At 70.4% G+C, this 20,234-nt stretch carries 13 protein-coding genes; 3 read left to right on the top strand and 10 right to left on the bottom strand.

Annotated elements, in window-relative coordinates; genetic code table 11:
• Window positions 1–338: 338 nt before the first annotated feature.
• From P8A20_RS01970 to P8A20_RS01960, 3 genes are all read right to left on the bottom strand, one after another.
• Entirely contained in the window at window positions 339–995 is a 657-nt protein-coding gene (locus P8A20_RS01970) for a hypothetical protein (protein ID WP_306102711.1), read from the bottom strand.
• Window positions 996–1,073: 78 nt separating this feature from the next.
• Window positions 1,074–3,461 carry a SpoIIE family protein phosphatase gene (locus P8A20_RS01965; protein WP_306102710.1) on the bottom strand — a complete coding sequence of 796 codons (2,388 nt, stop codon included), beginning with the start codon at window positions 3,459–3,461 and terminating at the stop codon, window positions 1,074–1,076.
• Window positions 3,462–3,610: 149 nt separating this feature from the next.
• Window positions 3,611–5,608, bottom strand: coding sequence for a GxGYxYP domain-containing protein (locus P8A20_RS01960; RefSeq protein ID WP_306102709.1), 1,998 nt, complete (start codon window positions 5,606–5,608; stop codon window positions 3,611–3,613).
• Between the two features lie 228 nt (window positions 5,609–5,836).
• On the opposite strand from P8A20_RS01960, the gene P8A20_RS01955 reads away from it, so the two are divergent.
• Complete coding sequence (locus P8A20_RS01955) at window positions 5,837–6,340, top strand: metallophosphoesterase family protein (RefSeq protein WP_306105102.1); 504 nt, start codon at window positions 5,837–5,839, stop codon at window positions 6,338–6,340.
• Between the two features lie 91 nt (window positions 6,341–6,431).
• Here the strand turns inward: P8A20_RS01955 and manD are convergent, their stop codons facing one another.
• The 6 genes from manD to P8A20_RS01925 all read right to left on the bottom strand — a co-directional run bounded on the left by manD (window position 6,432) and on the right by P8A20_RS01925 (window position 12,902).
• Entirely contained in the window at window positions 6,432–7,646 is a 1,215-nt protein-coding gene (gene manD / locus P8A20_RS01950) for a D-mannonate dehydratase ManD (RefSeq protein ID WP_306102708.1), read from the bottom strand.
• A 36-nt stretch (window positions 7,647–7,682) separates the two neighbouring features.
• Window positions 7,683–8,537 carry a carbohydrate ABC transporter permease gene (locus P8A20_RS01945; RefSeq protein WP_147961603.1) on the bottom strand — a complete coding sequence of 285 codons (855 nt, stop codon included), beginning with the start codon at window positions 8,535–8,537 and terminating at the stop codon, window positions 7,683–7,685.
• A complete protein-coding gene (locus tag P8A20_RS01940) occupies window positions 8,534–9,493 on the bottom strand; it encodes a carbohydrate ABC transporter permease (RefSeq protein ID WP_147961602.1) in 960 nt (319 codons plus the stop codon). Before P8A20_RS01940 ends, P8A20_RS01945 begins: the two co-directional genes overlap by 4 nt.
• The gene (locus tag P8A20_RS01935; protein WP_306102707.1) at window positions 9,493–10,803 is read right to left on the bottom strand and encodes an ABC transporter substrate-binding protein; all 1,311 of its coding nucleotides are present in this window, start codon (window positions 10,801–10,803) and stop codon (window positions 9,493–9,495) included. The genes P8A20_RS01940 and P8A20_RS01935 overlap by 1 nt, the downstream gene beginning before the upstream one ends.
• A 239-nt stretch (window positions 10,804–11,042) precedes the next feature.
• Window positions 11,043–11,858: a FadR/GntR family transcriptional regulator gene (locus P8A20_RS01930; protein WP_306102706.1), complete on the bottom strand. Its 816-nt coding sequence runs from the start codon at window positions 11,856–11,858 to the stop codon at window positions 11,043–11,045.
• A 99-nt stretch (window positions 11,859–11,957) separates the two neighbouring features.
• On the bottom strand, window positions 11,958–12,902 hold the full coding sequence (locus P8A20_RS01925) for a helix-turn-helix transcriptional regulator (RefSeq protein WP_187282271.1): 945 nt from the start codon (window positions 12,900–12,902) through the stop codon (window positions 11,958–11,960).
• Between the two features lie 170 nt (window positions 12,903–13,072).
• Between P8A20_RS01925 and P8A20_RS01920 the strand changes: the two genes are divergently transcribed.
• Both P8A20_RS01920 and P8A20_RS01915 read left to right on the top strand, forming a co-directional pair.
• Window positions 13,073–14,113, top strand: coding sequence for an NAD(P)-dependent alcohol dehydrogenase (locus tag P8A20_RS01920; RefSeq protein ID WP_147961598.1), 1,041 nt, complete (start codon window positions 13,073–13,075; stop codon window positions 14,111–14,113).
• Between the two features lie 482 nt (window positions 14,114–14,595).
• Window positions 14,596–18,540 carry a glycoside hydrolase family 2 TIM barrel-domain containing protein gene (locus P8A20_RS01915; protein ID WP_306102705.1) on the top strand — a complete coding sequence of 1,315 codons (3,945 nt, stop codon included), beginning with the start codon at window positions 14,596–14,598 and terminating at the stop codon, window positions 18,538–18,540.
• A 49-nt stretch (window positions 18,541–18,589) separates the two neighbouring features.
• Here P8A20_RS01915 and P8A20_RS01910 read toward each other — a convergent pair whose 3' ends face one another.
• Window positions 18,590–20,191 (bottom strand): RICIN domain-containing protein, encoded by a 1,602-nt coding sequence (locus tag P8A20_RS01910; protein WP_306102704.1) that lies wholly within the window; start codon window positions 20,189–20,191, stop codon window positions 18,590–18,592.
• Between the last annotated feature and the right edge of the window lie 43 nt (window positions 20,192–20,234).

Genomic DNA, 20,234 nt, shown 5'->3' with positions numbered 1-20,234 from the left:
GCCGGCATGAGAGCCGCGACGCAGGGACGGCAATCGGAGCCTGGGTCGTCAGGGCCCCGATGCCACCTGTGGCGCCGACGTCGCCGCCGCACGTCCCGAGGTGCCCGGCTCTTCCGAGCTGAGCCGTTTTTGCCGTTGTACCGGCTCGACTACCCCGGAACCATCCCCGCACCCACTCCATCGAAAAGGCCTTCGGGCGGACAGGGCGTGTCCGCCCGAAGGCCGGAATCCGGCCCGAACTGCCGGCCCGTGGAGAGCCGTCCCTCGAAGTGGACATGTGAACACCGTGACTCCCGGATGCACTTCTCCGGCGAACGGTCGGAGAGGGGGCCGGCGCGTCAGAGCTCCGCAGGTATCTCGCTGCCGTCCCTCGGACTGCCGCTCAGCGGCGAAGCCCATGCGCGGTCGTGTCCCGGTCTCCTCGTCAGATGGGCGAGCAGACGCGCCGCCGTCTCCGCGGCGGTGTCCCGTGGAGCTCCGCACGCGATCAAAGCCGTGCGGAGTGTCGCCGGTGCCGCCTCGGACACGTACGGGTCGGCGAGGAGGGGAAGCAGCAGGAGCAGCCGGGCGTCCGGGTCCTCGACGCCTTCGGCCGAGGGGGACGGGGTGGCGGCGACGCGCTGCAGCTCATGCCACGTCAGCCCGGTACCCGAGAGGTCTCCCTCCCAGCTTCCGAGCCGCTGGGGGACACTCCGGCCCGGGTGGAGGCGGAGGTAGTCGATGCCGTGGTCGCCGACGAGGTTGCGGTACACCACCACGATTCCCGGACCGTCCGCCACGGGCAGGCGGAGGACCGGCCAGCGTCCGGTGTTGAACAGGGTCTCCGAGAGGGCATCCGTGTCGGCGCCGTCATCGCCGAACCACTCCGGGACGGGACTCGCGGCGCCCGGTTCGCCGCCGCACATCGGCAACAGGTGGTTGGACCAGAAGCCCGGGCGGGCCGGCAGCGAATCGCCCGCAACCAGCGGGGCGTGGTGGTATCCCTCGATCAGCACGGCCGAATCCTTTCACCCCGCACCGACACGGTCCGGTCCGGTCCGTGAGGGTACGGGGGTGACACCCCTGTCTGCCGGTCAGCGGTCCGTGGGAAAGGCCTGTTCGGTCCATATGGTCTTGCCGGAGCGGGTGTAGCGCGTCCCCCACCTCTGGACGAGTTGCGCCACGATGAACAGGCCGCGCCCGCCCTCGTCGTCCTCGCCGCTGTGGCGCAGGTTGGGGGAGGTGTGGCCCGTGTCCGCGACCTCGCACAGGAGGGTGCGGTCTCGGATGAGGCGCACGTGAAGAGGCCCCTCGGCGTACCTGACGGCGTTGGTCACCAGCTCGCTGACGACGAGCTCGGTGGCGAACGACAACTCCTCGAGTCCCCAGTCGTGCAGCTGCGCGGTGGCCAGCTCCCGGGCCCGGCCCGGGGCGACCGGTTCCGCGTCCATCTCCCACTCGGCCACCTGCGAAGCGCCCAGTTCGCGGGTGCGGACGAGGAGCAGAGCGGTGTCGTCGGCCGCCGACCCGTTCGGCAGGAGTTCTCCCACGGCCCGGTCGCACAGTTCGTCGAGTGGCGCCCGCTGGTCGCCGAGTACGTGTCCCAGGATGTCGAGCCCGCGATCGATGTCCCGGTCGCGTGACTCGACCAGGCCGTCGGTGAAGAGCGCCAGCAGACTGCCCGCCGGCAGTTCCGTCTCCAGGGGCTCGAAGGGGAGTCCGCCGAGCCCCAGCGGCGGGCCGGCCTGCAGGTCCAGGAAGGACGGCCCGCCCTCCGGGGGCACGACAGCCGGCGGCAGGTGTCCGGCCCTGGCCATGACGCAACGGCGGGAGACCGGGTCGTAGACCGCGTAGAGACAGGTCGCCCCCGTGGTCACGTCGAAGTGGGCGCCGTCGGCCGAGCCCGTCCCGCCCCACTGCTCCTCCGCCGTCTGCCTCACCAGATCGTCGAGCCGTGACAGCAGCTCGACGGGGTCCAGGTCCATCTGGGCGAACGCGCGTACGGTCGTGCGCAGTCGTCCCATCGTGGCGGCTGCCTGAAGACCGTGGCCGACGACATCCCCGACCACCAGTCCGACCCGGGTCCCGGACAGCGGGATGACGTCGAACCAGTCACCGCCGACCCCGGTCATGGCATCGGTGGGCAGGTAGCGGTAGGCCACGTCGACCGCGGACTGCTTCGGCACGTGCCGGGGCAGCAACTGGCGCTGGAGGGCGAGGGAGGCGGCGCGTTCGCGGGTGAAGCGGCGGGCGTTGTCGATGGACACCGCCGTGCGGGCGGCCAGCTCGTCGGCGAGCGCCACTTCGCCGCCGTCGAAGACGGCCGAGTGGATGCCGCGGACGAAGGTCACGAGTCCCAGCGAGCTGTTCCCGGCCCGGAGGGGCACGACCAACGTCGTGTCGTCCAGCACCAGTCCGCCGGAGGAGAGGCTGCGGTCCTGCGGCGAACCGGGCGGGTATCGCACGGGTGACCGGTCGACGTGCGGAGCAGAAGGCGGACGTCGGCCGGCGTCCCCCGCCGAGCGCTGGGCGACCCGTATGAGCGACATGGCCGCCGCGTCGCCGGGTGCGGGCATCTCGCCCTCCAGCACGGCTTCGGAGAGGTCGACCGTCACTGTGGCGGCGAACTCCGGTACGGCCACCTCGGGGATCTGTTCGGCCGTGGCGAGCACATCGAGGGCGGTACCGATTCCCCGGCCGGCCTCGACGAGGAGGGCCAGCCGCTGCTGGGCCCTGTAGCGGTCGGAGATGTCGAAGGTGTCCTCGCACACTCCGAACACGTTTCCGTCGGAGTCCTGGAGCCGGTAATAGGCGCAGGACCAGAGGTGGTCCGTCTCCGGGTCGCTCGGGGGCCGGCCCTGGAAGTGCAGGTCCAGAAAGGCCTCTCCGGTGTCCAGGACGTGCCGCATGACCGCGTCGAGCGTGGGCGGGTGCCCCTGGCTGACGAAACGTCCCCCGAAGTACAGCTCATCGGCCCGGGAACCGCGGAAATCGGCCAGCGGACGTCCTATCTCCTCTTCGAACGCCGCGTTGCACCAGGTCAGACGTAGATCGTTGTCGTAGATGGCGAGGCCGACGGGTGACCGGGTGGTCAGCCCGTGCAGCAGGGCCAGCCGGGACTCCCACAGCCGTAGGTCCTCCAGTTCCGCCGCGACGACGACCCGTTCCGCCGCGCCGGCCCCCGGAAGCGGGCATGTCGCCACGGCCACGATCACCTCATGTCCGTCCCGACGGCGGGCGACGCGGACCGCGTTCCCCCGGAACCGGGTGGGGGGACGGTGTGCGGAGGGAGTCGGTCCGGGTGACAGGAACGTCGTCAGAGGCAGGCCGACGACGTCGTGCGCCGGGCACCCCAGGAGCCGTGCCGCCGCGGGGCTGCACCCGATGACGTCGTCCTGGGCGTCCACGACCAGCGTGGCCGCCCAGGTGACGTCGAGGGGACCGCGGAAGTCGGCACTCCGTTCCGTGTTCCAAGAAGTCATTGCACCCGACCAGCCCCCGTTCGTCCCTTCCACAATCCGCCGTTCCCGGAGTCGGCACAACCGCCGACGCCCCGCCGGAGCGGGCCATCACCCGGCCGTGTGCGCGTCCCCCCACGAGGGGGTCCCCGGGCCTTCCGGACCGCGCCGCTTCACGCGCGTCGGCCTGCCCGGTCCAGCAGGTCGAAGAAGGTGTCGCCGCGGACCACTTCGAACGGATCGCCGAGCAGGTCGCAGAGCTCGGCGATGTCGCCGGGTGTCCAGCTCCAGGCGTTGACAGCACCGGCGATGAAGAGGGGAGCGGTGCCGTCCCAGCCTTCGATGTGCCGCAGCAGGCCGTCCCGGTACTCCGCGGCCTTGCCCTGCGGGTAGAAGTTCCCGATCACCGGCAGTCCGGCCGGACGCGTCTGCAGGTCGCCGGTCTCCCAGGACTGGATGATGCCGCGTACCGGGGTGTTCTCCCGGTACGAGCGGGCGACACGCTCATCGAACGGGATCCATCCGTCGCCTTCCGCGGTGCGGGGGTTGTAGGCGTGGACGAGGTCCATGCCGGTCCGGCGCAGAAAGCGTCCGGTGAGCTCGGTGTACGCGTCCAGGGCGCTCTCGGGCCATGACCCGGGGTAGGTGTAGCCGGCGCCGGAGGGCCCCGCGATCAGCAGGTCGTTGTCGGTGGCGGTGTTCCGGTAGTGGGCCAGCAGGGCGGGGCCGATGTCCGCGAGCAGCGGGCTGACGGTCCAGTTGACCGGGAAGCGCCCCCTCTCCGGGTCGTCCCAGATGGTGCGCATGCGGCGCTGGCAGTACTGGATGTTGTCGCCCTCGCCGACGGTCAGGGTGAGGTGGACGCGATTGCGGAGCGCCGCTCTCCGCCTCGGCGTGATCTTGTCCGGGACCTTCGTCGGCACACCGGCGTGCACGGTGCCGTTCATGTAGAAGTCGGCGGGCACCACTTCGACGCCGTGCCGCGAGGCCCGGTCCACGCCGCCCCACTCTCCCGCCACGTCGTCGGAGAACCATCCCGCGTACGGGGTCGTGGGCTCCACCCGGCCGAAGATCTCGTCGAGGAGCTTCCCCGTGTCGCCGGACGGAGGCAGCCAGAGGACCATGGCCCGGCTCGCGACGGCGTAGTCCCGGAAGTACGGGAACGGCTCGACCCTGGTGGGCGGGGTGTTGGTGACGGAGACGAGGAACTGGTTCCACAGGTCGACCTCGACCGACAGCTGCCGTGTGCCCGCCTCGGGCGTGAAGCGGTAGACGAACGACCCGTTGCCGTCGCAGAACCGGTTGGCGTTGTCACCGATGGAGGAGCCGGAACCGTCGAAGAGGTACGGCACCTCGGCGGGGGTACCGGGGACGAAGGAGGCGATCACCCGGCCGCCGTCGGCCGTCACCTCGACCGAACCGACCGACGCGCCCCAGCCGTCGTCGCCCAGCGAGTCCTGGAAGCGCAGGTAGAGGGCGTCCCCGCCCGAGAGTTCCGCGCTCAGGTCGAAGGTGCGGACCTGCCGGTTGGAGGCGTCGCGGACGCGTCCGGTCTCCCGCGCGATCTCGCGCCACCGCACACCCTCGTTCCGCACCGTCCGGGTGGGCGGGAGCCCCGCCAGCAGGGTGTGGGCGCAGCGGGGGAAAAGCCGGTCCAGCTGCCAGCGGTACGTGGAGAGTACGTCGTCCGCGTCGAACCGGCCCCGCAGATCGGCGACGGTCCTCAGCCGGTGGTCACGGGCCTGTTCGGCCGTGGCCACGACGGCGTTCTCCAGGCCGGCCAGCGTCGTCGCCACGTTCACCGAGTCAGGAACGGCGGGGTCGTGCAGAACCGCACCGCGTGTCTCGCCGCGGTAGCGGGCGAAGAGATCCAGCGCGTCGTCGTGGCGGGTGACCGAGGCACCGGTGCTCGGCAGCCACCGCAGGTCGACCTCACCTGCGTCGAAGTTGAAGTAGAGGCGTGGACGGCGCCGGTTGACCACTCCCTGAAGCGTTGTCAGCAGGAGCTGATCGGCCCCGCCCAGTGAGCTGACGTCGGCGACGTCCAGGTGGGTGGGGCCGCCGAACGACGGCAGGAGACGTGCTGCCGCGCCGCTCTCGGCCGCGTCGGCCCGGTCGGGCAGGGCGATCCCCGGCCCACCGGCCGCGAAGGCCGCTCCGCCTGCCTGCAAAAGGGTTCTCCGGGACACCATCGGCGATCACTGCTCCTTGGGAGAGGCGTCGTGACATCGTTGTCAAACCATCGGAGAAGTTAGCCGCAGAGCGGGGTGTTGTCCATGGTGCGTACGGTAATGACGCGTCGGGCGCGTCCCCGTGTGGCGATCGACCGGTAGCCCGACGGAGAATCATGGACCGGCACGAGGTGCCGGTGGCCGAGCGAACGGACCGGGAGTGTGGCTGTGCGACTGCTGCTGACATCGGACACCCACCTGCCCCGGCGGGCCAGGCGGCTGCCCCCGCCCCTGCTGGCGGAGATGGGTGCGGCCGATGTCGTCCTGCACGCCGGTGACTGGGTGGATGTGGCGACCCTGGACCTGTTCGAGGCCCGCGCACGCCGCCTCGTGGGGGTGTCCGGCAACAACGACGGGCCCGAACTGCGGTCCAGGCTGCCCGAGGTGGCACGCGTGGAGTGCGGAGGACTGCGCTTCGGCGTCGTGCACGAGACAGGGGCGTCGCAGGGGCGGGAGAAGCGGTGTGCGGACCGCTTTCCCGACCTCGACGTCCTGGTGTTCGGGCACAGCCACATTCCGTGGGACACCACGGCCCCCGGCGGGCTGAGACTGCTCAATCCCGGCTCGCCGACCGACCGTCGGCGTCAGCCGTACTGCACGTACATGACCGCCGAGGTGTCGGACGCCCGGCTCACCGACGTACGGCTGCACCGGATCGCGCCCGGTACGTGACGAAGAGGCCCGGGCCCCGGCCGGCCCTGTCGCGCCGGCCGGCGGGGTACGGAACGCCGATGCCGGTGTGCGCGCCCTGCCCCGGGGCAGGTCACCAGTCGTGGACCGACCCGTCGTGCAGCCGGTTGACCGGGAGGTACGCCGCTTCGTAGGGGTGCGCGGCCGCCAGGTCCTCGTCGAGGTCCACCCCGATCCCCGGGGCGTCGCCCGGGTGCAGGTGGCCGTCCTCGAAGGTGTAGGCGTGGCGGAAGACCTCCTCGGTCAGCGGGGTGTGGCCCGAGTACTCCTGGATCCCGAAGTTGTGTACGGCGAGGTCGAGGTGGACGGCGGCCGCCATGCCCACCGGGGAGATGTCCTCCGGACCGTGGATCGCACTCTTGATCTGGTACTGCGCGGCGAAGTCGAAGAGCTTGCGCAGGGGGGTGACCCCTCCGAAGTGGGTCACGGCCGAGCGGACGTAGTCGATCAACTGCTCGGTGATCAGCCCCTGGTAGTCGTACACCGTGTTGAAGACCTCGCCGACGGCCAGCGGCGTCGTGGTGTGGCGGCGGACCGTGCGCAGGGCCTCCTGGTTCTCCGCGGGGGTGCAGTCCTCGAGCCAGAAGAGGTGGTACGGCTCCAGTTCCTTGCCGAGGCGGGCCGCCTGGACGGGGGTGAGCCGGTGGTGGGCGTCGTGCAGGAGCGGGAGTTCGGGGCCGAACTCGGCGCGCACCGCCTCCAGCACGTCCGGCATGTGACGGAGATAGGCGTCGGTGTCCCAGTCCTCCACCAGGGGCCGGGCCTGCTGGTGGAGCACGGGGGAGCCGTCGGCGTCCGTGCTCGACACGCCGTACACCGCCTTCAGCCCGGGGATGCCGGACTGGACGCGGACGGCGGGGTAGCCCTCGGCGAGACGGGCCCGTACCGAGTCGAGCAGTTCGGGGATGTCACGGCCGTTGGCGTGGCCGTAGGTTCCCACGCGGTCCCGGCTGGCGCCGCCGAGGAGCTGGTAGAGCGGGAGGCCCGCGGCCTTCGCCTTGATGTCCCACAGTGCGACGTCCACCGCGGCGATCGCGGCCATCGTGACCGGTCCCCGCCGCCAGTAGGCACCGCGGTACAAGGACTGCCAGGTGTCCTCGATCCGGTGCGGGTCGAGCCCGAGCAGGAGGGGTACCACATGGTCCTCGAGATAGCTGACCACGGCCAGTTCCCGGCCGTTGAGCGTGGCGTCCCCGAGACCGGTGAGACCCTCGTCGGTCGTCAGTTTGAGGGTGACGAAGTTGCGGCCGGGGCTGGTGACGAGGACCTTGGCGTCGACGATTTTCATGGAGTTCTTTCTTCCGGATGCGGTGGGGAGGGCCGGTCAGCCCTTGGTGGCGCCGGAGGTCAGGCCGGCCACCAGGTACTTCTGTCCGAGGACGGCGGCCAGGACGACGGGGACGGTGATGAGCGTCGCGGCCGCCATCAGACCGCCCCAGTCGGTGCTGGCGTACGAGATGAAGTTGAAGAGGGTCACCGGCACTGTCTGGGTGCGGTCGTCGGCGAAGATCAGCGCGAACATGAAGTTGTTCCAGCTGAAGACGAAGGCGAGCAGGGAGGCCGTCGCCGTGCCGGGGGCCGCGAGAGGCAGCGCGATGCGCCAGAACGCTCCGAAGGCGCTCAGCCCGTCGGTGCGCGCGGCCTCCTCCAGTTCGACCGGCAGACCGGCGAAGAAGCTGATCATGATCCACATGATGAGCGGTACGGAGACGAACATCTGGCTGAGGATCAGCACGGTGTAGGAGCCGACGAGGCCCATCTGTGCGAACAGGTAGTACCAGGGGACGAGCAGTGAGATCGCCGGCACGATGCGGGCGACCAGGATCAGCGAGCCGGTGCGGTGCATGCCGAACCGGCCGACCGCCCACGCGGCCGGGACCGCGATCACCGCGGAGAGCACGGTGGAGACCACGCCGACCAGGAGCGAGTTGCCCATGGACCGCAGGATCTGCCCGGCCTCGACGATGTTCCGGAAGTTCTCGAGGGTGGGGCTGAACCACAGCCCCACGGACGGATCGGTCACCTGCACGTTGGTCTTGAAAGCGGCGGCGAACATCCACACCAGCGGGAGCGCGAAGACGAGCGTCACGACGCCGATGGTGATGCCGCGCAGCCACGATCCGGCTGTGCGCCGTCGCAGGTGCGCCGCGACGGGTACGGGGGAGACGGTGGCACTCATGCGGTCTTCCTTCCGCCCCGGCGGCGCAGCAGCACCACGACGCCGATGATGAAGAGCGTGAACAGGACCAGGACGGCGGCGGCCAGGCCGTACTCCTGGTAGTCGAAGGTGAGCCCGTAGGCGTAGACGTTCAGGGTCTCCACCTCGAAGTCCGAGCCGCCGCCCGCACCCTTGGTGGCGTAGAGGATGTCGAAGGTCTTGAGGGCGTCCACGGCACGGAGCACCAGCGCGGTCGCGAGCGTCGGACCGAGCATGGGGAGCACGATGTGCCGGAACCTCTGCCAGGCGTTGGCCCCGTCGACCCGCGCCGCCTCCTCCGGCTCCTCGGGCAGTGTGGTCAGCCCGGCGAGCAGCAGCAGCGTCATCATGGGCGTCCACTGCCAGACGTCGATGAGCATGAGGGTCGGCAGCGACTGGCTGACCGAGCCGAGGAACTCCTGGCGGGGCAGCCCGATCCCGGCGAGCAGGTGATTGGCTATGCCGTTGGTGGGATCCAGGATCAGCAGCCAGAGGATGCCGATCGCGACCGGTGTGGTGAGCAGCGGGATGATCAGGACCGTACGCACCCACCGCATGCCCCGGAACGGCTTGCGCATGAGCATCGCCAGGGCGAGACCGAGGACCGTCTCCAGGATCACCGCCCCGAGGGTGAAGACCAGGGTGCGTTGTGCCGCCGGCCAGAAGCGGCGGGTGTCACCGAGGGCGTCGGTGAAGTTCTGCAGGCCGACGTACCCCTTGCCCGCGTTCACCGCGCCGAAGGCGTCGGTCAGGCTGAGGTCGATCGTGTAGACCAGCGGGAAGACGATCATCAGGCCGACGAACAGCAGGGCCGGGGTGAGCATCGCCCACTTCAGCCTCCGGTTGGCCTGTGCGAAGGTACGCGGGCGGCGTGCGGGGGCCGGACCGGTTCCGGACGCGGCGGCGGGACGTGCCGGGGAGACCTCGGTGGTGGACATCAGGACTCCTTGTGGCGGTTGTCGCGGACGAGGAAGCCGGCGAACTCCGCGTCGGCGTCACGGGCCACGGGCCGTACGTCGTTGCCGAGGATGCCCGCGACCAGGGGCCGCCCGACGATGTCCCGGGCCCGGCCGACCTGCAGGACGCGAGGCCGGTCGTAGCCGAGGCCCCGTTCCGCGTTGAGCCGCATGGCCTCGGCGAGATCCGGGGGGAAGGAGGCCAGGGACCGCGGGTCGGACCACACCGAGGTGCGGGCGCCCGGGATGCCGTCCTTCTGGAGGTCCGCGGTCATCCCGGGGCCGGCGGCCCACCGGATGAACTCCCAGGCGTCGTCGCGCAGCAGGCTGAACTTGCTGATGCCGAGGCTCCAGGACGGGATGTTGTGCGGCCGGGCGCCCGCCGGCCCGGCCGGGAAGGGAGCGAAGCCGACGGTCTCGCGCACGGTCGACACCTGGGGGTCCAGGAAACTGCTGTAGATCGCGTCGGCGTCGATGTAGAAGGCGGCCTTGCCCTGGGCGAAGATCGGCATGGCCTGTTCGAGGCTCATGTTGGTGGCACCGGGCGGGCCCGTCCTCGCCAGCAGCCGGCCGTAGTACTCGTACGCCGCCAGAGCCTCGGGCGTACCGATGCCCGACCTGCCCCCGACGACGAAGTCCCCGCCGTGGGAGTAGAGGAAGCTCGACCACTGGGAAACGGCGCCACTGCGCTGGCCCCTGCCCACGAAGCCGTAGAAGCCCTTCCTCTTGTCCGTGAGCTCCTGGGCGGTCGCCATCAGCTGTTCGAGGGTGGGCGGCGGCCCGCCGTGGTCCTCCACGAGGTCCTTGCGGTAGTACAGCGCCGGGCGTTCGGTCACCACGGGAACGCTCAGCACCTTGCCCCCTGACACGGAGGCGTCGCGCGGGGCCTTCTGGAAGTCCGGCCAGGCGAACTCCTCGTCCTGCGCGACGCGGTCGCTCAGGTCGGCCAGCCAGCCGTTGTGCGCGAAGAGCAGCTGCTCCTGGAGCGCGCGGACCATCATGACGTCCACGTCCGTGCCCGAGGCGTTGAGCTTCACGTTGTAACTGCTCGCCAGCTGGTCCGCGGTGAGCAGGGTCATGGAGACCCGCCGGCCGATGCGCTCCTCGAACTCCTTCGTCCTGCGCCGGATCGCCTGCGACCACACGTGGTTGATCGCCATGATCCGCAGCGGGGTGTCGGCGGAGGGCTTGCCGCCCCCGGTCGTACACGCGCTGAGCGCCCCCGTCCCGACGGCTCCTGCCGCCAGCCTGCCGAAGGAGCGCCGGCTGAGGAGCTGGCTGCTCGTGGACATCGTTGTCCTCGTCTCTCTGCGCTGTCGTGCGTCATGCCTCCCCGGAAGCGTGACGCCTCCGGGGGAGCTCCGGCCCAGTTGGTCCAACTGGTAGGACCAGTTGGACCAGAGGGACGTTAGCAGGAGAGGGGCGGACCGAACAGCCCCTGAGCGGGACCGATTCCGCGCGACCACCCTCGGTCCCGGCACCCGGAACGCGGGGGAGGGGACGGGGGCGCCGGGAACCGCCGTGCCGGGTGCTAGTCGCCCGTCCCGGCGGAGCCGTACCGGTTCCCGGTCTCGTCCAGCAGCGCTTCGATGTGGTTGCGCGCCATGACGTCGACCTGGATGTCGAGATCCTTGCCGTAGGTGCGCAGGCCGAGCATCAGATGCTCCCGCATCCGTTCACAGGCCAGATCCGCGTCGCGCGCCTCGATCGCTTCGAAGATCTCGGGGTGGTGCGGAACGCCCGGTTCGCCGATCGACGGATCGGAGTTGGAGCGCAGCATCATCTCGAACATCATCCCGCTGATCGACGTGAGCATGATCCGCAGAACCGGATTCCTGCTCGCCTCGGCGATGGCGTCGTGAAAGGCCATGTCGGCCCGTGCCTTGACGACGACGTCGGTCGCCGACTCGAGAGCGTCCCGCGCGGACCTCAAGGCCTCGATGTCCGCGTCCGTCGCGTGCTCCGTCGCCAGGCGCACCGTCTCGACCTCGAGCGGCAGCCGGGCCTCGATCAGCTGCCGCACGGTGGGCAGGCCCGCCCGGTACAGGGCGTCGTACCCCCTGGCCTGACCTGGCGTCTGCTCACGCACGAAGGAACCCCGGCCCGGTGCGACCTCGATCAGATGCTGGGCCTCCAGCCGCCGCAGAACCTCGCGCACGACGTTCCTGCTGGCCTCGAACTGGGCCGCGAGCTCCCGTTCCGAAGGAAGCTTCGTCCCCACGGAGATCTCGCCGGAGCGGATGTCGTGCTCGAGTTCCCGCGCGATCCGTTCCGTCAGGAGCCCACGCTGGGCAGGGGCGGCGGCCTGACCGGACCGCGCGGAGGAGGGGGAGCCGGGCGACTGCATCCCCGCAGCGTACAGGCTGGTGGAAGGCGGTACACGGCCGATCGGACCGAGGGCGGTACACGGCCTGTCGGGCCGCCGGGGCCGTACCCGCGTGATGCCCTACTGCCTTCCGGACGCCGACGTGCCCGCCCTGGTGGCGTCCGTGCCCCAGCTCGCGAGCAGCCGGAGCGCTTCGGCGGACGCGGAGCCCGGCTCCGCGTGATAGGCGACCACCGACTGCTCCGGGTCGTCGGGCAGGGTGAACGTCTCGAACCCCAGCGACAGCTCGCCCACCAGCGGGTGGTGCAGACGTTTCACGCCGTGGCTCTTCTCCTTGACGTCATGCCTGGCCCACAGTCGCCGGAACTCCTCGCTCTTCACGGACAGTTCACCGATGAGAGCGGAGAGGCGGGGGTCGTCCGGGTGGCAGCCCGCGTCCATCCGCAGATAGCTGACGATGTCCGAGGCCTTCTGGTCCCACTCCACGAACAGCTCCTGGTACTCCGGGTCCAGGAACACCAGCCGCGCCCAGTTCCGCTCCTGCGGCGGCAGCTGGGACCAGTCACCGAAGACGGCGGCGGCCATACGGTTCCAGGCCAGGATCTCCGAGCGCCGCCCGACGACGTACGCCGGAACACCTTCCATGGTGTCGAGCAGTCGGCTGAGGGCCCCGCGCACGCGCTGCTGCCGTGCCGACGGCTTCTTCCGGTGCCGCTTCGGCTTCGCGAGATGGCTGAGGTGAGCCTGTTCCGCGTCCGTCAGCCTCAGCGCGGACGCGATCGCGCCCAGCACCTCCCCGGAGACGTTCTGGCCGTTGCCCTGTTCGAGACGTGTGTAGTAGGCCACGGACACCCCGGCCAGCTGGGCCAGCTCCTCGCGGCGCAGCCCCGGAACCCGGCGGTGCCGGCCGAAGTCCGGCAGACCCACGTCCTCCGGCTTCAGCCGGGCACGGCGGCTGCGCAGGAACTCGCTGAGCTCGGCGCGCCGGTCCAGAGCGGGTCCCGCGCTCCCACCGGGGCGGGGATCACCGGCGGGAGGCCTCTCGGTCACAGGCTGTTCCTCCATGTGTCCAGTATCCACGGTCGTACGCACACCATCCTGACCCCGCCGGTAGTAGGACCACTGGTCGTAGGCACAACCGTGGCCTGGGTGAACACCACGAGGTGGGGCAGGCTGGGGGACGTGCCCGGACCGAAGGCTGCCGGGCGCAGGACCACTCCTTAGGAGAATTCCGCATGACCACTGTCGCCGCGTACGCCGCCCCCTCGGCGAAGGCTCCGCTGGAGCGCACCACCGTCGAGCGTCGGGCGGTCGGCGAGTTCGACGTCCTGATCGACATCAAGTTCGCCGGAATCTGCCACTCCGACATCCACCAGGCCCGCGACGGCTGGGGCGAGGGCATATTCCCGATGGTCCCCGGCCACGAGATCGCCGGCGTCGTCACGGAGACCGGCTCCGGCGTCACCAGGTTCGCCGTGGGCGACCGCGTGGGCGTCGGCTGCATGGTCGACTCCTGCCGGGAGTGCGACAACTGCAGGGCAGGCCTCGAGCAGTACTGCGCCAAGGGCAACACCGGCACCTACAACGCCCTCGACAAGAACGGCGACCCCACCTACGGCGGCTACTCCACACACATCGTGGTGGACGAGAAGTACACCCTCCGCATCCCCGACGGCCTGGCCCTGGACGAGGCCGCGCCGCTGCTCTGCGCGGGCATCACCACGTACTCCCCGCTGAAGCACTGGAACGCCGGACCCGGCAAGAAGGTCGCCGTCGTCGGCATGGGCGGCCTCGGGCACATGGGCGTCAAGATCGCGCACGCCCTCGGTGCGGAGGTGACCGTTCTCTCGCAGTCCCTGCGCAAGCAGGAGGACGGCCTGAAGCTCGGCGCCGACCACTACTACGCCACCAGTGACCCGAAGACCTTCGAGGACCTGCGCGGCACGTTCGACATCATCCTGTCCACGGTGTCCGCGCCGCTGGACTTCGGTGCCTACCTGTCCCTCCTCAAGACGGACGGCGCTCTCGTGAACGTCGGCGCCCCGGAGGAGCCCATCTCCGTCAACCTCTTCTCCCTGATCGGCGGACGGAAGTCCCTCTCGGGTTCCGGTATCGGCGGCATCCAGGAGACCCAGGACATGCTGGACTTCTGCGCCGAGCACGGATTCGGTGCCGAGATCGAACTGATCGGCGCCTCCGAGATCAACGAGGCGTACGAGCGCGTGCTGAACAGTGATGTCCGGTACCGGTTCGTGATCGACGCCGCGACCATCTGAGGCTCCCCCGCCCGCCCGCCGGGCGGTGCGACCCCTCCATGACAGGCCGACCCGGGACGACCGGGTCGGCCTGTCCGCGTGTTCCTGCGCCCGCCGCCGCGCGGGATCGTGTTCGAGGAACCGCGGTGCCCCGGGTGGCTCCGCCGACGCCGTGGCGGCCGGCGGGGAACACCCGCCGTGCACGACCGTTGACACCCCGCATCACGCGTCACTACCGTCTCGGCAGGATTTCGGACGCATGTCGAAATCTCGAACAGGATGAAGAGGCAACTTCCCCACGAGGAGCCGCAACCACATGAGAACCAGCAGCGCCGGGCAGGACGGCGGCGAACACGGCCGGGCCGACGGACGCGGCCACCGGGCCGGGTCCGGGCCCTGAGCTCCGCCCGGCACATCGACGGCACCGCACGGAACACGACACGCCTACGCGCTGTGCGCCGCACCGACGCACGCAGCACGGTCATACCGAGGGGTCCTCAGCCATGCAGCACCCGTCCTTCCCCCACCAGCCGGCCCACCCGCCCGGGAGCGTCAGCCGCCGCCGGATTCTGGAGGGCGGTGCCGCCGGCTTCGGCGCACTCGCTCTCTCCGCCCTCCCGTCCGCCATACCCGCCGGAGCGGTGGCGCACGCCGACACCACCTCGGCCGGCTGGGGCCCTCCGGCCAACGGCCATCCGGAGTGGAGCAACAACATCGCGGTCTTCGACATCGGTTCACAGCCGCCGCACACCACGCTCATGCCGTACGCGGACGTGGACGCGGCCCTGGCCGGTGACCGGACACGCTCCCCGTGGCGGCTCGACCTCGACGGGACGTGGAAGTTCGCCTACGCGGACCGCCCCGACGACCGGGACCCGGATTTCCACCGCACCGACCTCGACGACCGCTCCTGGGACACCATCCCGGTGCCGTCGTGCTGGCAGCTGCACGGCTACGACTTCCCCATCTACTCCAACATCACCTATCCCTGGGCCGGCGCCAACGGACTGGGCGAGGAGGCGCAGCCGCCGTACGCGCCCACCCGGTACAACCCCGTCGGCCAGTACCGCCGCGCCTTCACCGTGCCGCGGGGCTGGGACGGGCGGCGGGTCTTCCTGCACTTCGAAGGGGTGAAATCCGCACACTACGTGTGGATCAACGGCGTGCCGGTGGGCTACCGCGAGGACTCCTACACCTCCGCCGAGTACGACATCACCCCGCACCTGCGACAAGGCCGCAACCAGATCGCCGTGGAGGTCTACCGCTTCTCCGACGGCGACTGGATGGAGGACCAGGACATGATCAGGCTGAGCGGGATCTTCCGCTCGGTCCATCTCTTCTCCACCCCCACCGTCCACCTGCGGGACTTCAAGCTCGACACCCCGCTCAGCGACGGCTGGACGGCAGCCGAACTGTCCGTCACCGCCTCCGTGCGTGCTTACGGCGACAGCACTTCGGGCACGGGGGAGTACACCGTCGAGACCCAGCTCTACGACGCCGGTGGACACCCCGTCTGGTCCCGGCCGCTGCGGCAGTCCGCCGACCTCGGCACCGTCCGGGCCGGTGACGACGTGACCGTGCGGTCCTCCAAGGCCGTCCCGAAACCCGCGCTGTGGTCCGCCGAGCACCCGAACCTCTACACCGCCGTACTGCGGTTGCGTGACCCGGCGGGCAGGGTGACCGAGACCCTCTCGCACCGGGTGGGCCTCCGTGAGTTCGCGATCGTCGACGGTCTGATGCGCATCAACGGCAAGCCCGTCTCCCTGCGTGGCACGAACCGGCACGAGATGCACCCCGACCGGGGCATGTCGCTGACCCGGGCGGACATGGTCGAGGACATCGGGGTGGTCAAGCGGCTGAACATGAACACCGTCCGCACCTCCCACTACCCCAACAACCCGCTCTGGCTGGAGCTGGCGGACGAGTACGGCCTGTACCTGGTGGACGAGACCAACCTCGAGACCCACGGCATCCGCGACACCTACCCCGGAAACCACGCGGACTGGACCGAGGCGTGCCTGGCCCGCGCGAGGAACATGGTCCACCGAGACAAGAACCACGCCTCCGCCGTCATCTGGTCGCTCGGCAACGAGGCGGGCACCGGCTCGGCCTTCGTCGCCATGCACGACTGGATCCGGTCGTACGACCCCACGCGCGTCATCCAGTACGAGGGCGACGACAGGCCCGGCATCAGTGACATCCGCTCGGAGATGTACACCAGGCCGGCCCAGGTCGAGCAGCGCGCCAAGGACACCGCCGACACGCGGCCCTTCGTCCTGATCGAGTACTCCCACGCGATGGGGAACTCCAGCGGCAACTTCAAGAAGTACTGGGACGTGATCCGCGCCCACGACGTGTTGCAGGGCGGCTGGATCTGGGACTTCGCCGACCAGGCGCTCACCTGGCCGACGCCGACGCGCAAGCTGTTCACGGAGGCCGGGCCCGCTGCGGTGGCCGGAGAACTCCTCGCGCCCAGCGGCAGCTTCGACCGAGAGAAGGGGGTCTCCGGGGGCACGGTCTTCGGACACGACGCCGGCCTGGACATCACCGGCTCACTGACCCTGGAGGCGTGGATCACGCAGAAGGTGACCGGTCGGCATCAGCCCATTCTGGCCAAGGGCGACACCCAGTACGCACTGAAGCAGACGGACGGCAACCTGGAGTTCTTCGTCCACGCCGCCGGCCGGTGGACCACCGCGAGCTGGGCCCTCCCGAAGGACTGGACCGGCACCGAGCACCACGTCGCGGGTGTCTTCGACGCTGCGGCGGCCACCCTGACCCTCTACGTCGACGGCGAGGCCAAGGCCACCAAGGCCGCTGCGCAGCGCCCCGACAGCAACAACGCGCCGGTCGCCCTCGCCACCGACGCGGACCACCCGACCCGCGAGTTCAGCGGCACCATCCGGCGGGCACGCGTCCACGCCCGCGCCCTGACCGGGCCCGAACTCGCGTCCGGCACCCGCGGACCCCGCGACGAGGGCGTGCGGTTCTGGTTCGACGCCGCCACCGTCGGCATCGAGGAGGTCCGGCCCACGGAGCCCACGTTCCGCGCCTACGGCGGTGACTTCGGGGACAACCCGAACGACGGCAGTTTCAGCGCCGACGGCATCGTCATGGCGGACCGCGGGCACACCGGCAAGGCCGCGGAGATCAAGCGTGTCCTCCAGGCGATCGATGTCGCGGCGACCGGTGGGGGCGCCTCGCGCCGCTTCACCGTCACCAACGAGTACCTGTTCACCAACCTCCGGGAACTCGACGGCAGCTGGACCGTCGTCGCCGACGGCAGGGCGGTGCAGCGCGGGAAGCTGACCCGCGCCCAGCTCGACATCGCACCCCTGTCCACCAAGGGCATCACCGTCCCCTTCACCCTGCCCTCCCGCCCCGCTCCGGGCACCGAGTACTTCCTCCAGCTGTCGTTCACCACCAGCGAGGCCACGAAGTGGGCCGAGGCAGGGTTCGAGGTCGCCCGCCATCAGCTCCCGCTCGACGCCGGCAGCCCGGCGGTGACGCCCCGGCCGCTGGACTCCGTACGGACCCTCAGCCACCGGGACGACGACGACTCCGTCACGGTGACGGGCCACGACTTCTCCGTGACGGTCGACAGGAGGAGCGGCGTCATCACGTCCTACGAGACGGGCGGCGACGAGCTGATCACCTCGGGACCCGCCCCCAACTACTGGCGGGCGCCCACCGAGAACGACATCGGCAACGGCCAGCCCACCCGCAACGGCACCTGGCGCCACGCGGGCAGCGACCGGAAGGTGACGGGATTCGAGGTCCGTGAACTGCGTGACCGGGCCGTCGAGATCGCCGTCAGCGGCACCCTGCCCACCACGACGGAATCGGCGTACACCACCACGTACACGGTCTTCGGCAACGGCGAGATCAAGGTCGATCACACCCTGCACCCGGGTGCGTCCGGTCTCCCGTACATCCCGGAGGTCGGCTCGCTGCTCGTTCTGCCCGGCCGCCTGAACCACGTGCACTACTACGGCCGCGGCCCGGAGGAGAACCACTGGGACCGCAACAACGGCACGGACGTGGGCCTGCACTCCTCCACCGTCTCCGAACAGTGGACCCCCTACGTCCGCCCGCAGGAGAACGGCAACAGGACGGATGTCCGTTGGGTGGCGCTGACGGACGGCAGAGGCCGGGGGCTGCTCGCCACGGGCGAACCGCTGATCGAGGTCAACGCCTCGTACTTCACTCCGGAGGACCTGTCGGCGGGTGCCCGACACGACTACCAGCTGACACCGCGGAAGGACGTCGTACTGCGGCTGAACCACCGGCAGATGGGAGTGGGTGGTGACGACAGCTGGGGCGCGCACACGCACGACGAATTCAAGCTGTTCGCGGACAGGGACTACTCCTACACCTACCGGCTGCGTCCGCTGACCGGCCTGGACGGCGCGACGGCGGCAGCGCGGAGGCCGACGGCGACGGAGTAGACGTACCGAGGTCGGCCTCCCCGGGACCGGGGAGGCCGACCTCATGCCCTCAGACCCTCTGCAACTGCCAGATCTGAGGCTGGTGGCCGTTACAGGTCCACTGCTGGACGTTGGCGCCCGGCGACCGGGAGCCCTGCGCCACGTCGAGGCACTGGCCGCTGGAGGAGGACACGATCCTGAAGTAGCCGCGGCCCACGCTCCGCACACGCCAGTCCTGGGCCGGTGCGGCATTGCAGTACCACTGCCGGACGTTCGCACCGGGCGTCGCCGAGCCGTTCTCGACGTCCAGGCAGTACCCGCTGTTGCGGCCGGTGAGGGTGAAACGGCCGTCGCCGCGGGCACGGAGCGTCCAGTCCTGCGGGCCGAGCCCGTTGCAGGTCCACTGCTGGACGTTGCCACCCGGCGCACGTGAGTCCGCCGCCACGTCCAGGCAGTGCCCGCTGCCCGCGTTGCGCAGCCGGTAGAGCGCCCCGTCCACGACTCCGGCCGCGTCACCGGTGCCGGTGGCGGAGCCGGTCGCGAAGTAGGGGCGGCACACCGAGCCGTCCCAGTCGGTGGCGATCTGCAGCAGGCGGGTGCCGTCGGCCGACGGGAGCAGCGGGGAGCTGTAGTTCTGGCAGTGGTTCACCGCGGGATCGGCCACTCGTACGGGCGACTCGATCTCGTACCACGGGCCGCTGCCGTTCTCCGTGTTGGCGAGAACCGTACGTCCGCTGTCCGCCGCCACCGTGCCGTCACGGTTGAGCAGCCGCTGGCCCACCAGCAGGATCCGGCCGTTCGCCCCTCCGTCGGGCGACGGAGCCCACGCGATCGTCGGCGCGGCTCTGAAGTACTTGCCGTCGACCGTCTCCGGACGGCTGCCCAGAGCGGTCGCGTCGCCCCAGTTCCAACCGTCCGACGATGTCCGGAAGTGGACCACGCACTGGTACTGGCCGCCCGGATTGCAGATCTCGTAGCTCATGAAGTACGTGCCGTTCGGCAGTCTGCGCACCACGGGCATGCCCGGCCGGTCCGGCGCCCATCCGCCGGCCACGGTGTCGTGGTGCCCCTGCCAGGTCACGCCGTCGTAGCTGCGTGAAGCGACCAGTTTCTGACTGTGGGCGGGATCCGTCTCGTCGGCGTAGTGGCAGACGAGCGCACCGTCGGCGGCCACGGAGAACTCCGGCTCCCACAAACCGCCGGTGCCGCTCGCGGTGGCGCAGGCGGAGAGGTAGGACCAGGTCCGGCCCACGTCGGTGCTGCGCCAGACGCGAAGAGCCATACGCCGGTTCTGCTCGTCCTGGCCCGCGGACGAGGCCCACAGCAGTGTTCCCGGCGCGAGCGAGCCCACCTGGCTCGGCAGCTCGAACAGGGTGGCGCAGCAGAGCCCTTGACCCGCCGCCGACTCGGGGTCGGCCACGCGGCCGACCTCGCGGAAGGTGGTGCCCCCGTCGGTGCTTTCGTGGATGGCGCCGATGCCGTTGTTCCCGTCGAAGGTGACGACGCTCGCCAGCACCCGTCCGTCGGCCGCGCCGCTGTGGGCGAGCCGGACGGCCCGTGGGTACAGACCCGTCCCGTCGCGCAGCGGCGTGCCCGTGGCCGCAGCGGCCGTGGGCGAGGAGCCGGAGGAGGCTGTGTCTGCCGCGGCGGGCGCCGAGAGGGCCAGCAGCATGCCCAGCACCCCCGCGACGCAGAGCAGGAGCCGCCCTGTCCGG

Origin of the sequence: Streptomyces sp. Alt3 (assembly GCF_030719215.1) — a bacterium.
Classification (GTDB): Bacteria; Actinomycetota; Actinomycetes; order Streptomycetales; family Streptomycetaceae; genus Streptomyces; species Streptomyces glycanivorans.
This window is presented reverse-complemented; position numbering and strand designations above follow the sequence as displayed.